Here is a 12,592-nt window from a genome sequence, read left to right on the forward strand (position 1 = left end):
ACGCAATGTAATGCTGTGGATGCTGTGGACTCTGATAACAGGTGGCCGGTAATAGTACGTACCGATCCATGTCAGGGGTTCCCGCCAGGCATGAATTTCTGGTAACGCCCGTGGGCACAACCGTGTTGGGCTACCGCACCCCGCGTTGTCGTGATCAGGACCGAGAGGGCAGGATGACCGCATGACGCACGCGATGCTGAAGGGGTCGAACGTCCCGCTGAAGGCCACCACGGTGCGCGCCGTGCTGCGCTGGACGCCCGGGCAGGGAGTCCCGGACGTCGACGCCTCGGCGCTGCTCCTCGGCCCCGACGGGCGCGTGCGCTCCGACGAGGACTTCGTCTTCTACAACCAGCCCCGGCATCCCTCCGGGAAGGCCCGGTGGCTCGGCAAGAAACGCGTCACCGAAGGCCTCACCGACACGATCCAGACAGATCTGGCCGGCGTCGAGGCCAACGTCGGCCGGATTCTCCTGGTCGCATCGGCCGACGACGTCACCTTCGACCGCGTACAGGGCCTCAGCATCCTGCTGTACGACGCTGCGATCGCCGAGGGTGAACCGCTGATCACCTTCGACATCAAGCCCCAGACGGGCACGGAGACCGTGCTGATCTGCGGCGAGCTGTACCGCCGGGACGAGGGCTGGAAGTTCCGCGCCCTGGGCGAGGGCTACTCGAACGGCCTGAAGGGCCTGGCCACGGAGTTCGGCATCTCGGTGGACGAGTCGGAGACGACCCCCGAGGTCTCCCAGCCCCTCCCCCCGGAACAGCCGACAGCGGTCCCCGCCCAGCCGGACTACGGCTACCCCCAGCAGCCCCCGGCGACCCAGCCCGCCTACGGCTACCCCCAGCCCGCGGCGGCCGCCGCAGCAATCGGCCAGTCCGGCTACGGCTATCCGCCTCCGGTGACCACGCTCCCGAACCCGGACTTCCGCCTGCCGCCCCAGGGCCCGCAGTTCATCGGCCGCTAGCTGCAGGCTTTTTTCAGGGGCGCGGGGAACTGCGCGACAAGCCACAAACAACCCGCAGTCGCCAACCGTCACAGGGCCCCGAGCCCCGAGGCGGCTACCGCTCCACCTTGGTCTTGTAGCCGCGCCCCCACTGCAGCCCCCACCCGTACAACCGATCAAGCTCGGCCTGGAACCCGTAGACGAACTTCACCTCACGCCGAACAACCAGCTCCCCCTTCACGTTCTCGATCATCACCACCGCACACGACCGGGCCTGAGGATGCCGCTCATCGAGACCGATCTCGATGCGCGGCCCGTTGCTCGGATACAGCGTCACGATCGCGTGCGTACGGTCGAACGCCGGCGTCTGGTCGTAGATGTACACGAACACCAGCAGCCGCTTGATCTGGTCCCGGTGGTCGAGGTTGACGTACATCGTCTCGCCGGACGCCGACCCGAACCGGTCGTCGCCGCTGAGCTTGACGTACGGCGCCGCATTGACGTCCCCGAAGTAGCCCCCGAGCGGCTGCACGACCCCCTTCGTGCCGTCCATCAGCTCGTACAGGCACCCCAGGTCGAGGTCGACGTTGACCATGCTCTGGCTGTGCCCCATGACCTCCGGCGGCTTCAGCGCCTTGAAGGGGTGGCGCAGCAGGGACTCCCGCTGCGAGCCGCCTATGTCGGACGTACGCATCCGCCAGTTCAGATTGACCCGCAGATGCCCGGTGGCCGCCCCCTGCTTGGTGAGTGAGACCTGGTTGTGCCGTTTGGTCAGCGCGATGGAGTTCGTGGCCGCGCTGCCGGAGTCGAAGTCGGCCGCGCGCGATCCCAGCAGACCGTCGAAGAATCCCATTCCCGCCCCCACGTATCACCTGAAAACCCGGTCACCCGAAAACCCGGCGGGGCGGCCGGAGGCCCGGCCGCCCCGCACAGAGCGTTCCCTCACCCGCAGGTGCGTCACACCCCGGACGAGACCTCAGTCTTCTCGTCCGAGCCCGCCGCTTTTCCCTCGGCTTCCGCGAGTGCGCGGTTGCGGCGCACGGAGGACCAGAAGGACCAGGCGATCAGGATGACGCCGACGAGGCCGGTGATGACCTCGTTGATCTGGTACTGGATCGTGATCATGAGGAGGACGGCCAGCGCACCGATCGCGTAGTGCGCGCCGTGCTCCAGGTAGACGTAGTCGTCGAGGGTGCCCTGACGCACCAGGTACACGGTCAGCGACCGGACGTACATCGCACCGATCCCGAGACCCAGCGCCATCAGCACGATGTCGTTGGTGATGGCGAACGCGCCGATCACGCCGTCGAAGGAGAAGGACGCATCCAGGACCTCGAGGTAGAGGAACATGAAGAACGCGGCCTTGCCGGCCAGGGTGACCGCCGAGCGCTGCTTGCCGCTGCGCTTGGCCTCTTCCTCCTCCTCGTGCTCGCGTTCCTCCTCTTCCTCGAGCTTGTCCTCGAAGTAGCCGGAGAGACCGCCGACGACCATGTACGTGATCAAGCCGGCGATGCCCGAGATCAGCACCGTCTGCGCCTTGTCGACATGTGCGCCGCCGTGCTGGTGGGCGTGGGTCGCGAAGGTGAACGAGGTGATCAGCAGGACGACCAGGGCGATGCAGACCGACAGCATGTCGACCTTGCCGAGCTTGGCCAGCGGGCGCTCGATCCAGCGCAGCCACTGGATGTCCCGGTCCTCGAAGATGAAGTCGAGGAAGATCATCAGCAGGAACATGCCACCGAAGGCGGCGATCGACGGGTGCGCGTCGGTGACCAGCTGCTGGTAGCGGTCCTTGTTGTTCAGAGCGAGGTCGACGGCCTCGATGGGGCCCATCTTGGCGCTGATCGCGACGATGACGACGGGGAAGACCAGCCGCATGCCGAACACGGCGATGAGCACGCCGACCGTGAGGAAGATCTTCTGCCAGAAGGCATTCATCTTCTTCAGGATTCCGGCGTTGACCACCGCGTTGTCGAACGACAGCGAGATCTCGAGGATGGAGAGGATAGCCACGATGCCGAAGGCCTCCCACCCCCCGTAGAAGACCGCAGCGACCAGGCCGAGCGCGGTAATCGCGAACGACCAGCCGAAGGTTTTCAGAAGCACTGGCTACCCAATCAGTATCTGGGGGTCCCCCCAAGCGAAGCTTGGGGGAGGGTCTCCCCCGCGCCGTACTCGGCTTTACGAAACGTTGACCCCAAAGTCTAGAGCGATGCCGCGCAGCCCCGACGCGTACCCCTGTCCTACTGCACGGAACTTCCACTCGCCCTGGTAGCGGTACACCTCGCCGAAGATCATCGCGGTTTCGGTGGAGGCGTCCTCACTGAGGTCGTAGCGCGCGAGCTCCTGTCCGTCGGCCTGGTTGACGACGCGGATGAAGGCGTTGCTCACCTGTCCGAAGGTCTGGCCGCGCTCGTCGGCCATGTGGATCGAGACCGGAAAGACGATCTTGTCGCAGTTTGCGGGCACCTTGGAGAGGTCGATCAGGATCGACTCGTCGTCGCCCTCGCCCTCACCGGTGAGGTTGTCGCCGGTGTGTTCCACCGAGCCGTCCGGGCTCTTGAGCTGGTTGTAGAAGACGAACCACTCGTCCCCGAGCACCCGCCCGCTGTTGCACAGCAGCGCGCTGGCGTCCAGGTCGAAGTCGGCTCCGGTGGTGGAACGCGCGTCCCAGCCGAGCCCGACCATCACCTGCGTGAGGTTGGGTGCGGCCTTGGACAGGGAGACGTTGCCCCCCTTGGCGAGCGTGACGCCCATGATGCTGGTCCTCCCCGAGATGGTGCTTTTTGGTTGTCCTGCGCGTCCGGCGCCGCACGCAAACGGTGCGGCGCCGGATGGTGAGACCTTGTGACGTGTCTCAGACGTTCACGCCGAAGTCCTGCGCGATGCCGCGCAGGCCCGAGGCGTAGCCCTGACCGATGGCGCGGAACTTCCACTCCGCACCGTGCCGGTACAGCTCGCCGAAGACCATGGCGGTCTCCGTCGAGGCGTCCTCGGAGAGGTCGTAGCGCGCGATCTCCGCCTCGCCCGCCTGGTTCACCACGCGGATGAACGCGTTGCGCACCTGGCCGAACGACTGCTGGCGGTTCTCGGCGTCGTAGATCGAGACCGGGAACACGATCTTCTCGATCTCGGCCGGCACACCGGCGAGATTGATCTTGATCTGCTCGTCGTCGCCCTCGCCCTCGCCGGTGATGTTGTCACCGGTGTGCTCGACCGAGCCGTCGGGGCTCTTGAGGTTGTTGAAGAAGACGAAGTTGGCGTCACTGCCGACCTTGCCCGACGCGTTCAGCAGCAGTGCGCTGGCGTCCAGGTCGAAGTCGGTACCGGTCGTGGTGCGGACGTCCCACCCCAGACCGACGATGACCGCGGTCAGGCCCGGGGCCTCCTTGGTCAGCGATACGTTGCCGCCCTTGCTGAGGCTGACTCCCACGAGTCCTCCATTGGTGTCCAGGGGCGGGGCCGCCCCGCCGTGCGTTTGACATCGGATCAACGAGTCGATCCTAGTGACGGGTTCCCGTCCCACGCAGGCCTTGGGACCTGACAATCACAGGGTGTCGAGCGCCTTCACGTACTCGTTCAGGTCGCGGGCGTCCGGCAGCGCGTTGACGACGGTCCAGCGCACCACGCCCTCCTTGTCGATGACGAAGGTGCCGCGCACCGCGCAGCCCTTGTCCTCGGCGAAGACGCCGTAGGCCCGGGAGGCCTCGCCGTGCGGCCAGAAGTCGCTCAGCAGCGGGTACTCGAGGCCCTCCTGCTCGGCGAAGACGCGCAGGGTGTGGATGGAGTCGTTGGAGACGGCGAGCACCTGGGTGTCGCGGTCGGAGAACTTCGGCAGGTTGTCCCGCACCTCGCACAGCTCGCCGGTGCACACACCGGTGAAGGCGAAGGGGTAGAAGAGCAGGACGACGTTCTTGCTGCCACGGAAGTCGGAGAGCCTCACGGTGGCGCCGTGGTTGTCCTTGAGCTCGAAGTCGGGGGCCTTGTCGCCGACCTGGATCGCCATCGCAGTATGTCCCTTTCGGTGGGGCTGTTCGGGTGGTGGGACCAACCCTACGCAGCGATCACCGAAAGCAGACGGACGGGCCGAGCGCGATGCCCGGCCCGTCCGGTGCGGTCACTTCTTGGACTTGGCGGCCTTGGGCGTCACCAGCCGGCTGCCGCTCCAATCCTTGCCCACGCTGACGCTCTTGGAGGCGGACAGGCCCGCCGTCGTCGCGGCTTCGGAGATGTCGCTCGGCTCGACGTAACCGTCACGGCCGGTCTTGGGCGTGAGGAGCAGGATCGAGCCGCCTTCTTCGATGTACGTGGTGGCGTCCACCAGCGCATCCGTCAGGTCGCCGTCCTCGTCGCGGAACCAGAGCACCACGGCATCGGCGACGTCGTCGTAGTCCTCGTCCACCAGGTCGCTGCCGATGACTTCCTCAATGGCCTCGCGGAGCTCCTGGTCTACGTCGTCGTCGTAGCCGATCTCCTGGACCACCTGCTCGGGCTGGAACCCCAGCCTCACGGCAGGGCTCGTCTCCGCGTGGTCCGCGGTCGCGCTCACGGGTTGCCTCCTGATCATGAATTGGAAAGTGTTCAGCCACGCGCGTGCGCGAAGCATTGGCCGTAGTCCACACGGGCCGGGCGGATCGCGCAAGTACCCGGCCGTTCAGACCGCCGAAACGGTGACGATCCTGGCCGTGTCACCGCAACTCCAGGCACGCCGTCGCCATCGAAAGTGACCTACACCACACCTTTCTGCCCCCTTTGTGGCATTGGGAACCCGGGGAAGCCGTCAGAGGTCTCGGTTACCTCTCAGTAGAGATGACGTTTGCTTCCCCGAGGTACACGATGGGGAACGGTGCAGGCATACCGAAATGCAGCTCAAGACAGCCCTCTGACAGGTAAGGAACAGCGTGGCTTCCGGATCCGATCGCAACCCGATCATCATTGGCGGCCTTCCGAGTCAGGTTCCTGACTTCGACCCCGAGGAGACCCAGGAGTGGCTCGACTCCCTCGACGCCGCCGTCGACGAGCGCGGCCGTGAGCGGGCCCGCTATCTGATGCTGCGGCTGATCGAGCGGGCCCGCGAGAAGCGTGTGGCCGTGCCCGAGATGCGCAGCACGGACTACGTCAACACCATCCCGACCAAGAGCGAGCCGTTCTTCCCGGGCAACGAGGAGATCGAGCGCAAGGTCCTCAACGCGACCCGCTGGAACGCCGCGGTGATGGTCTCGCGCGCCCAGCGCCCCGGCATCGGCGTCGGCGGCCACATCGCCACGTTCGCCTCCTCCGCCTCGCTCTACGACGTCGGCTTCAACCACTTCTTCCGCGGCAAGGACGAGGGCGACGGCGGCGACCAGGTCTTCTTCCAGGGCCACGCCTCTCCGGGCATCTACGCGCGCGCCTTCCTGCTCGACCGCCTCAGCGAGGACAACCTCGACGCCTTCCGCCAGGAGAAGTCGAAGGCGCCGTACGGGCTGTCGTCGTACCCGCACCCGCGGCTTATGCCGGACTTCTGGGAGTTCCCGACCGTGTCGATGGGCCTCGGCCCGATCGGTGCGATCTACCAGGCGCGGATGAACCGCTACATGCACGCGCGCGGGATCGCCGACACGAGCAAGTCCCATGTGTGGGCGTTCCTCGGCGACGGCGAGATGGACGAGCCGGAGTCGCTCGGCCAGCTGACCATCGCCGCCCGCGAGGGCCTGGACAACCTGACCTTCGTCGTCAACTGCAACCTGCAGCGCCTGGACGGCCCGGTGCGCGGCAACGGCAAGGTCATCCAGGAGCTGGAGTCGGTCTTCCGCGGCGCCGGCTGGAACGTGATCAAGCTGATCTGGGACCGCTCCTGGGACCCGCTGCTCGCACAGGACCGCGACGGCCTCCTCGTCAACCGGATGAACACGACGCCGGACGGCCAGTTCCAGACCTACGCCACCGAGTCCGGCTCCTACATCCGCGAGCACTTCTTCGGTGACGACCAGCGGCTGCGCGCCATGGTCGAGGGCATGACCGACGACCAGATCCTGCACCTGGGCCGCGGCGGTCACGACCACAAGAAGATCTTCGCGGCGTTCTCGGCGGCCAAGGCACACAAGGGCCAGCCGACGGTGATCCTCGCCAAGACCGTCAAGGGCTGGACGCTGGGCCCGAACTTCGAGGGCCGCAACGCCACGCACCAGATGAAGAAGCTGACGGTCGACGACCTCAAGCGCTTCCGCGACCGCCTGCACCTGCCGATCGCCGACAAGGACCTGGAGTCCGGGGCGCCGCCGTACTACCACCCGGGGCGCAACTCCGAGGAGATCCAGTACATGCACGACCGGCGCAAGTCGCTGGGCGGGTACGTCCCGACCCGCGTCGTGCGCTCCAAGCCGCTCGCACTGCCGGACGACAAGACGTACGCGACCGTGAAGAAGGGCTCCGGCCAGCAGTCGATCGCCACCACCATGGCCTTCGTACGACTGCTCAAGGACCTCATGCGGGACAAGGAGCTCGGCAAGCGGTTCGTGCTGATCGCGCCGGACGAGTACCGCACGTTCGGCATGGACTCCTTCTTCCCGAGCGCGAAGATCTACAACCCGCTGGGCCAGCAGTACGAGGCGGTCGACCGCGATCTGCTGCTCGCCTACAAGGAGTCGCCGACCGGGCAGATGCTGCACGACGGCATCTCCGAGGCGGGCTGCACGGCCTCGCTGATCGCGGCCGGCTCGGCGTACGCCACGCACGGCGAACCGCTGATCCCGGTCTACGTCTTCTACTCGATGTTCGGTTTCCAGCGCACCGGCGACCAGTTCTGGCAGATGTCCGACCAGCTGGCGCGCGGTTTCGTGCTGGGTGCGACCGCCGGCCGTACGACGCTGACCGGTGAGGGTCTGCAGCACGCGGACGGCCACTCGCAGCTGCTCGCCTCGACCAACCCGGGCTGTGTCGCCTACGACCCGGCGTACTCGTACGAGATCGCGCACATCGTGCAGGACGGTCTGCGGCGGATGTACGGCGGCGACGCCGAGCACCCGCACGGCGAGGACGTCTTCTACTACCTCACCGTCTACAACGAGCCCATCCAGCACCCGGCCGAGCCGGAGAACGTCGACGTCGAGGGCATCGTCAAGGGCATCCACCGGCTCGCCGAGGGCACTTCGGGATCGATCCCGGCGCAGATCATCGCGTCCGGTGTGGCCGTGCCGTGGGCCGTCGAGGCACAGAAGATCCTCGCCGAGGAGTGGAACGTCAAGGCCGACGTCTGGTCGGCGACCTCCTGGAACGAGCTGCGGCGCGACGCCGTGGAGGTCGAGCGGCACAATCTGCTGCACCCCGAGGAGGAGCAGCGGGTGCCGTACGTGACGCAGAAGCTGTCGGGTGCGCAGGGGCCGTTCGTGGCCGTCTCGGACTGGATGCGGGCGGTGCCGGACCAGATCGCGCGGTGGGTGCCGGGGACGTACCAGTCGCTGGGCGCCGACGGGTTCGGCTTCGCGGACACCCGGGGTGCGGCGCGGCGCTTCTTCCACATCGACGCGCAGTCGATCGTGGTGGGCGTGCTGACCGAACTGGCGAAGGAGGGCAAGGTCGACCGGTCGGTGCTGAAGCAGGCCATCGACCGCTACCAGCTGCTCGACGTGTCGGCGGCGGACCCGGGGGCCGCCGGAGGCGACGCGTAACGCCAGTGATCGCGGTGCGAGGGCGGCGGGGCCTCAAGGGCCTCGCCGCCTTTGGCGTTCCCCACCCTTACTTCTTCTTTACGATGCGGTCATGGAGCAACATTCGGCGCAAGCGCGCTGGGAACACCTCACCCAGCGGCCTCTGCTGGCGCTCGCCGTGGTGTTCGCCGTCGCGTATGCCGTGCCGATCGTGGACACCTCGGCCGGGCGGTCACTCACGGTCGTGTGCACGACGATCGAGTGGGTGGTGTGGGGCGCGTTCGCCATCGACTATCTGATGCGGGTCGGACTGGCCCGCAACCGCCGGGAGTTCGTCCGCACACACTGGCTGGACCTGTGCGCGGTGGTGCTGCCGATCCTGCAGCCGCTGCGGCTGCTGCGCATGGTGTCGACGCTGATACTCGTCGGACGCCGGGCCCGGATGGCCTCGCAGATCCAGCTCACGACGTATGTCGCGGGGGCCGTGGTCGGGCTGCTGATGTTCGGGTCGCTGGCCGTGCTGTCGGTCGAGCGCGAGTCGCCGGACGGGAACATCCGCACGTTGGGTGACGCGGTGTGGTGGTCGTTCACGACCATGACGACCGTGGGGTACGGCGACCATGCGCCGACCACCGGGCTGGGACGGATGATCGCGGTCGGGCTGATGCTCTCCGGGATCGCCCTGCTCGGTGTGGTCACCGCGAACATCGCCGCATGGTTCATCTCCCGGTTCGAGATGGACGACGTGGAGGAACGCCGGCAGACGGAGGCCATCGAGGCGCTGACGGAGGAGGTACGGGCACTGCGCGCCGAGGTCGCGGCACTGCGGGAGCCGTCGGCCAAGACCTGACCGGCGCTGGGGTGCGGGGGCGGTTTCGCTCGCCCGCACCTGCGGGGTGCCGCTCTCACCGGGAGGGGCGCGGCCCCAGCGGCACGACTGCCCGCAGCCATGGCGGCCACGAGGCCGGCGATGATTCCGCGCGTCGCGCAATCCGGCCCGGTCCGTGACCACACGAGATCGCGGCACTGCGCGGGAACCGTCCGGCAGGCCATGAGGAGGCGGGCCCCCGGCCCATCCGCCGGAGGCCCTTCCCTCACTCGCCCCGGGTCAGAACAGCCCGTTGCCCGGGGTTGCCGCTCCGGCGAGCCACACGATCGCCAGGAGCGTGTCGATGGCGCCCAGTACGAAGGCGACCAGGGCCGGGATCGAGCGGCTGCCCGCCCAGCTGCGGCCCATGGCGAGCCAGCCGCAGACGATCGCCACGGGTCCGAGGATGATCCCCAGCACAAAGAATCCCGCGACCGCGCAGATGACTCCGATGATTCCGAGCGTCGCGCGATCCGGCCCGGTCCGTGACCCCGTACGGCCACGTGAGCGGGGGTACCTGCGCGTTCCGTGTCCGAAGCCCGCCATCATCAACTCCCTGAACCCCGGGGTCTGTTCGGGGTTCAACGGGCCGGGTACCCCCGGTGCGTCTCCTAATCCTCGGGATGCGGCGCGCTGTCCCCCTCCGGCAGCGCGCCGCAGCCCGGGCGCCCTCCACGCCGTACGAACGTGCCCGTGGAACATGCCGCGTGGAGGGCTGGACCCACTGTGGCCTGCGCTGCGCACCGGGTGCGAGGAATCTTTAGCCTCTTCACCCTGATAGGCGAAGTCCGTTGAAACACCGTCAGGTTCGGTGCGTCTCCCCGCCTCAGATGTGGGCCGCGCCCGCACCCGCCTCCGCGTTCTCGCCGCGCTTGGTGAGCAGGGCGACGAAGACGGCGACGACCGCCACCCCGCAGGCGACGAGGGAGGCGAGGCTCATGCCGGAGATGAACGTGTCGTGCGCGACGTCCGCGATCTTCGCGGCGATCGCCTCCGGGGTGCCCTTGGCCACCGGTGCCACACCGACCTGGACGGCCTCGGAGGCCTGGTCCAGCTGGGTCGGGGTGAGCGGCGGGAGGCCGGCGTCCTTCCAGTTGCCGGCGAGGTCGCCGTCCACCTTGGACGCCATCACGGCACCCAGCACGGCCGTACCGAGGCTGCCGCCGATCTGCATCGCGGCCTGCTGGAGACCGCCGGCGACACCGGACAGCTCCATCGGCGCGTTGCCGACGATGACCTCGGTGGCGCCGACCATGACCGGCGCCAGGCCGAGGCCGAGCAGGGCGAACCAGACGGCCATCACGGCGCTGCCGGTGTCCACCTTCAGCGTCGACATGCCGTACATGGCGATCGCGGTGGCCGCCATGCCGCCGGCCAGCGGGATGCGCGGGCCCAGCTTGGTGATCATCGCGCCCGCGAGCGGGGAGCCGACGATCATCATGCCGGTGAGGGGCAGCAGGTGCAGGCCCGCGTCGATCGGGCTCATGCCGTGCACGTTCTGCAGGTAGAACGTCACGAAGAACAGGCCGCCCATGAACGCGATGGCCATCAGCACCATCAGTACGACACCCGCCGACAGCGGGATCGAGCGGAACAGGCCGAGGGGGATCAGCGGCTCCCTGACCTTCGTCTCCCAGAAGGAGAAGAGGGCGAAGCCGAGGATCGACGCGGCGATGAACGCCCACGTCTTGCCGTCGCCCCAGCCCCACGTCGGGGCCTTGATCAGGGCCCAGACCAGGCAGAACATCGCGCCCGACAGCAGGGCGATGCCGAGGATGTCGAAGGAGCGCGGGGCGTTCTCGGCGCGGTGGTCGCGCAGGATCAGCAGGCCCAGGACCAGGGCCAGGGCGCCGACCGGCACGTTGATGAAGAACACCGACTGCCAGTTGACGTGCTCGACGAGCACGCCGCCGAGGATCGGGCCGCCGGCCGTGGAGGCGCCGATGACCATGCCCCAGATGCCGATGGCCATGTTGAGCTTCTCGGCCGGGAAGGTCGCCCGCAAAAGGCCCAGCGCGGCCGGCATCAGCAGGGCGCCGAACAGGCCCTGGAAGACCCGGAAGGTGACGACCGCGGCGATGCTGCCGGACAGGCCGATGGCGCCGGAGGCCGCCGCGAAGCCCGTCACGCCTATCAGGAAGGTCTGGCGGTGCCCGAAGCGGTCGCCGAGCTTGCCGGCGGTGATCAGGGAGACCGCGAGGGCGAGGAAGTAGCCGTTGGTGATCCACTGGACGTCGGCGAAGCTCGCCTTCAGGTCCTTCTGGATGGCCGGGTTGGCGATGGCCACGATGGTGCCGTCGAGGGCCACCATCATGACGCCGACGGCCACGGTGATGAGGGTGAACCAGGGGTGGCCGCGCAGTCCGGAGGACGGCGACCGGTCCGACGGGGTTACCGGCGCCTTGTCCCCCGACCCCGTCGTGTCGATGGTCTGACTAGTCATGCGTTCGAGGCTAATGACAGTCACTGACAGTTGACAAACCAATTCACAAGTCAGTAACTGACGCATATGGAAACGCTGCGCGAACGCAAGAAACAGCGCACCCGGGACTCGCTGCTCAGAGCCGCCGTCGAGCTGTTCACCACGCGCGGGTACGAGCGCACGACCGTCGACGACATCGCCGAGGCCGTCGACGTCTCGCAGCGCACCTTCTTCCGCTACTTCGCCGGCAAGGAGGAGGCCGCGCTCGCCCTGGAGGCGCTGGCGGTGGCCCGGTTCGTGGCGGCGGTGCGCGAGCGGCCGGCCCGCGAGGCGCCGCTGGAGGCGCTGCGGCAGGCCGTGCTGGAGGGCTGGGACAGCCTGCACGACGTCATCGAGTCCGTCGTACCCGTCGAGCTGTATCTGCGCATGTACCGGGTGATCGAGTCGACGCCGGTGCTGCTCGCCGCCCATCTGCGGCGCAACCTCGAGACCGAGGACGTCCTCGCCCGCCTCCTCGCCGACCGCGAGGGCCTGGACGTGGACACCGATCCGCGCCCGCGCCTGGCCGTGGCGGTCTTCAGCGGGGTGATGCGGGTGACCGAACGGCAGTGGAGCACGGGCGAGGACTTCAGCCTCGAGGCGATGCGCGCACTGACGATCGCCTACCTCGAACAGGTGGGGCCCGCACTCACCGAGAACTGGCGGACACACTGAGACACGACGAGGTC

At 67.8% G+C, this 12,592-nt stretch carries 12 protein-coding genes; 4 read left to right on the forward strand and 8 right to left on the reverse strand.

Annotated features, from left to right (window positions below):
* The first annotated feature begins 181 nt into the window (after nucleotides 1–181).
* A complete protein-coding gene (locus ABZ880_RS15920; RefSeq protein WP_361262166.1) occupies nucleotides 182–967 on the forward strand; it encodes a TerD family protein in 786 nt (261 codons plus the stop codon).
* A gap of 94 nt (nucleotides 968–1,061) precedes the next feature.
* Here ABZ880_RS15920 and ABZ880_RS15925 read toward each other — a convergent pair whose 3' ends face one another.
* The 6 genes from ABZ880_RS15925 to ABZ880_RS15950 form a co-directional block, all read right to left on the reverse strand.
* Complete coding sequence (locus tag ABZ880_RS15925) at nucleotides 1,062–1,799, reverse strand: Tellurium resistance (protein WP_361262169.1); 738 nt, start codon at nucleotides 1,797–1,799, stop codon at nucleotides 1,062–1,064.
* Nucleotides 1,800–1,903: 104 nt separating this feature from the next.
* Nucleotides 1,904–3,052 (reverse strand): DUF475 domain-containing protein, encoded by a 1,149-nt coding sequence (locus tag ABZ880_RS15930; RefSeq protein ID WP_361262172.1) that lies wholly within the window; start codon nucleotides 3,050–3,052, stop codon nucleotides 1,904–1,906.
* A gap of 75 nt (nucleotides 3,053–3,127) precedes the next feature.
* Nucleotides 3,128–3,703: a TerD family protein gene (locus tag ABZ880_RS15935; RefSeq protein WP_361262175.1), complete on the reverse strand. Its 576-nt coding sequence runs from the start codon at nucleotides 3,701–3,703 to the stop codon at nucleotides 3,128–3,130.
* 100 nt (nucleotides 3,704–3,803) lie between these two features.
* Nucleotides 3,804–4,379, reverse strand: a complete 576-nt coding sequence (locus ABZ880_RS15940) for a calcium homeostasis/redox stress adaptation protein (protein ID WP_361262178.1) — start codon at nucleotides 4,377–4,379, stop codon at nucleotides 3,804–3,806.
* Nucleotides 4,380–4,493: 114 nt separating this feature from the next.
* Nucleotides 4,494–4,952: a peroxiredoxin gene (locus ABZ880_RS15945; RefSeq protein WP_361262181.1), complete on the reverse strand. Its 459-nt coding sequence runs from the start codon at nucleotides 4,950–4,952 to the stop codon at nucleotides 4,494–4,496.
* Between the two features lie 111 nt (nucleotides 4,953–5,063).
* On the reverse strand, nucleotides 5,064–5,495 hold the full coding sequence (locus tag ABZ880_RS15950; RefSeq protein ID WP_361262184.1) for a DUF3052 domain-containing protein: 432 nt from the start codon (nucleotides 5,493–5,495) through the stop codon (nucleotides 5,064–5,066).
* Nucleotides 5,496–5,847: 352 nt separating this feature from the next.
* Here ABZ880_RS15950 and aceE point away from each other — a divergent pair, with 352 nt between their 5' ends.
* The gene (gene aceE / locus ABZ880_RS15955; RefSeq protein WP_361262187.1) at nucleotides 5,848–8,595 is read left to right on the forward strand and encodes a pyruvate dehydrogenase (acetyl-transferring), homodimeric type; all 2,748 of its coding nucleotides are present in this window, start codon (nucleotides 5,848–5,850) and stop codon (nucleotides 8,593–8,595) included.
* Between the two features lie 91 nt (nucleotides 8,596–8,686).
* On the forward strand, nucleotides 8,687–9,424 hold the full coding sequence (locus tag ABZ880_RS15960) for a potassium channel family protein (protein WP_361262190.1): 738 nt from the start codon (nucleotides 8,687–8,689) through the stop codon (nucleotides 9,422–9,424).
* Nucleotides 9,425–9,682: 258 nt separating this feature from the next.
* Here the strand turns inward: ABZ880_RS15960 and ABZ880_RS15965 are convergent, their stop codons facing one another.
* Complete coding sequence (locus ABZ880_RS15965) at nucleotides 9,683–9,991, reverse strand: small hydrophobic protein (protein ID WP_361262716.1); 309 nt, start codon at nucleotides 9,989–9,991, stop codon at nucleotides 9,683–9,685.
* Between the two features lie 277 nt (nucleotides 9,992–10,268).
* Nucleotides 10,269–11,885, reverse strand: a complete 1,617-nt coding sequence (locus ABZ880_RS15970; RefSeq protein WP_361262194.1) for an MFS transporter — start codon at nucleotides 11,883–11,885, stop codon at nucleotides 10,269–10,271.
* Nucleotides 11,886–11,951: 66 nt separating this feature from the next.
* On the opposite strand from ABZ880_RS15970, the gene ABZ880_RS15975 reads away from it, so the two are divergent.
* The gene (locus ABZ880_RS15975; protein ID WP_361262197.1) at nucleotides 11,952–12,578 is read left to right on the forward strand and encodes a TetR family transcriptional regulator; all 627 of its coding nucleotides are present in this window, start codon (nucleotides 11,952–11,954) and stop codon (nucleotides 12,576–12,578) included.
* The last annotated feature ends 14 nt before the right edge of the window (nucleotides 12,579–12,592 follow it).

Source organism: Streptomyces sp. NPDC047043, from assembly GCF_040644055.1.
Classification (GTDB): Bacteria; Actinomycetota; Actinomycetes; order Streptomycetales; family Streptomycetaceae; genus Streptomyces.

Coding starts and splice junctions, on each gene's coding strand:
- ABZ880_RS15920 (WP_361262166.1), top strand. CDS start 182: ATGACGCACGCGATGCTGAAGGGGTCGAACGTCCCGCTGAAGGCCACC.
- ABZ880_RS15925 (WP_361262169.1), bottom strand. CDS start 1,799: ATGGGATTCTTCGACGGTCTGCTGGGATCGCGCGCGGCCGACTTCGAC.
- ABZ880_RS15935 (WP_361262175.1), bottom strand. CDS start 3,703: ATGGGCGTCACGCTCGCCAAGGGGGGCAACGTCTCCCTGTCCAAGGCC.
- ABZ880_RS15945 (WP_361262181.1), bottom strand. CDS start 4,952: ATGGCGATCCAGGTCGGCGACAAGGCCCCCGACTTCGAGCTCAAGGAC.
- ABZ880_RS15960 (WP_361262190.1), top strand. CDS start 8,687: ATGGAGCAACATTCGGCGCAAGCGCGCTGGGAACACCTCACCCAGCGG.
- ABZ880_RS15965 (WP_361262716.1), bottom strand. CDS start 9,991: ATGATGGCGGGCTTCGGACACGGAACGCGCAGGTACCCCCGCTCACGT.
- ABZ880_RS15970 (WP_361262194.1), bottom strand. CDS start 11,885: ATGACTAGTCAGACCATCGACACGACGGGGTCGGGGGACAAGGCGCCG.
- ABZ880_RS15975 (WP_361262197.1), top strand. CDS start 11,952: ATGGAAACGCTGCGCGAACGCAAGAAACAGCGCACCCGGGACTCGCTG.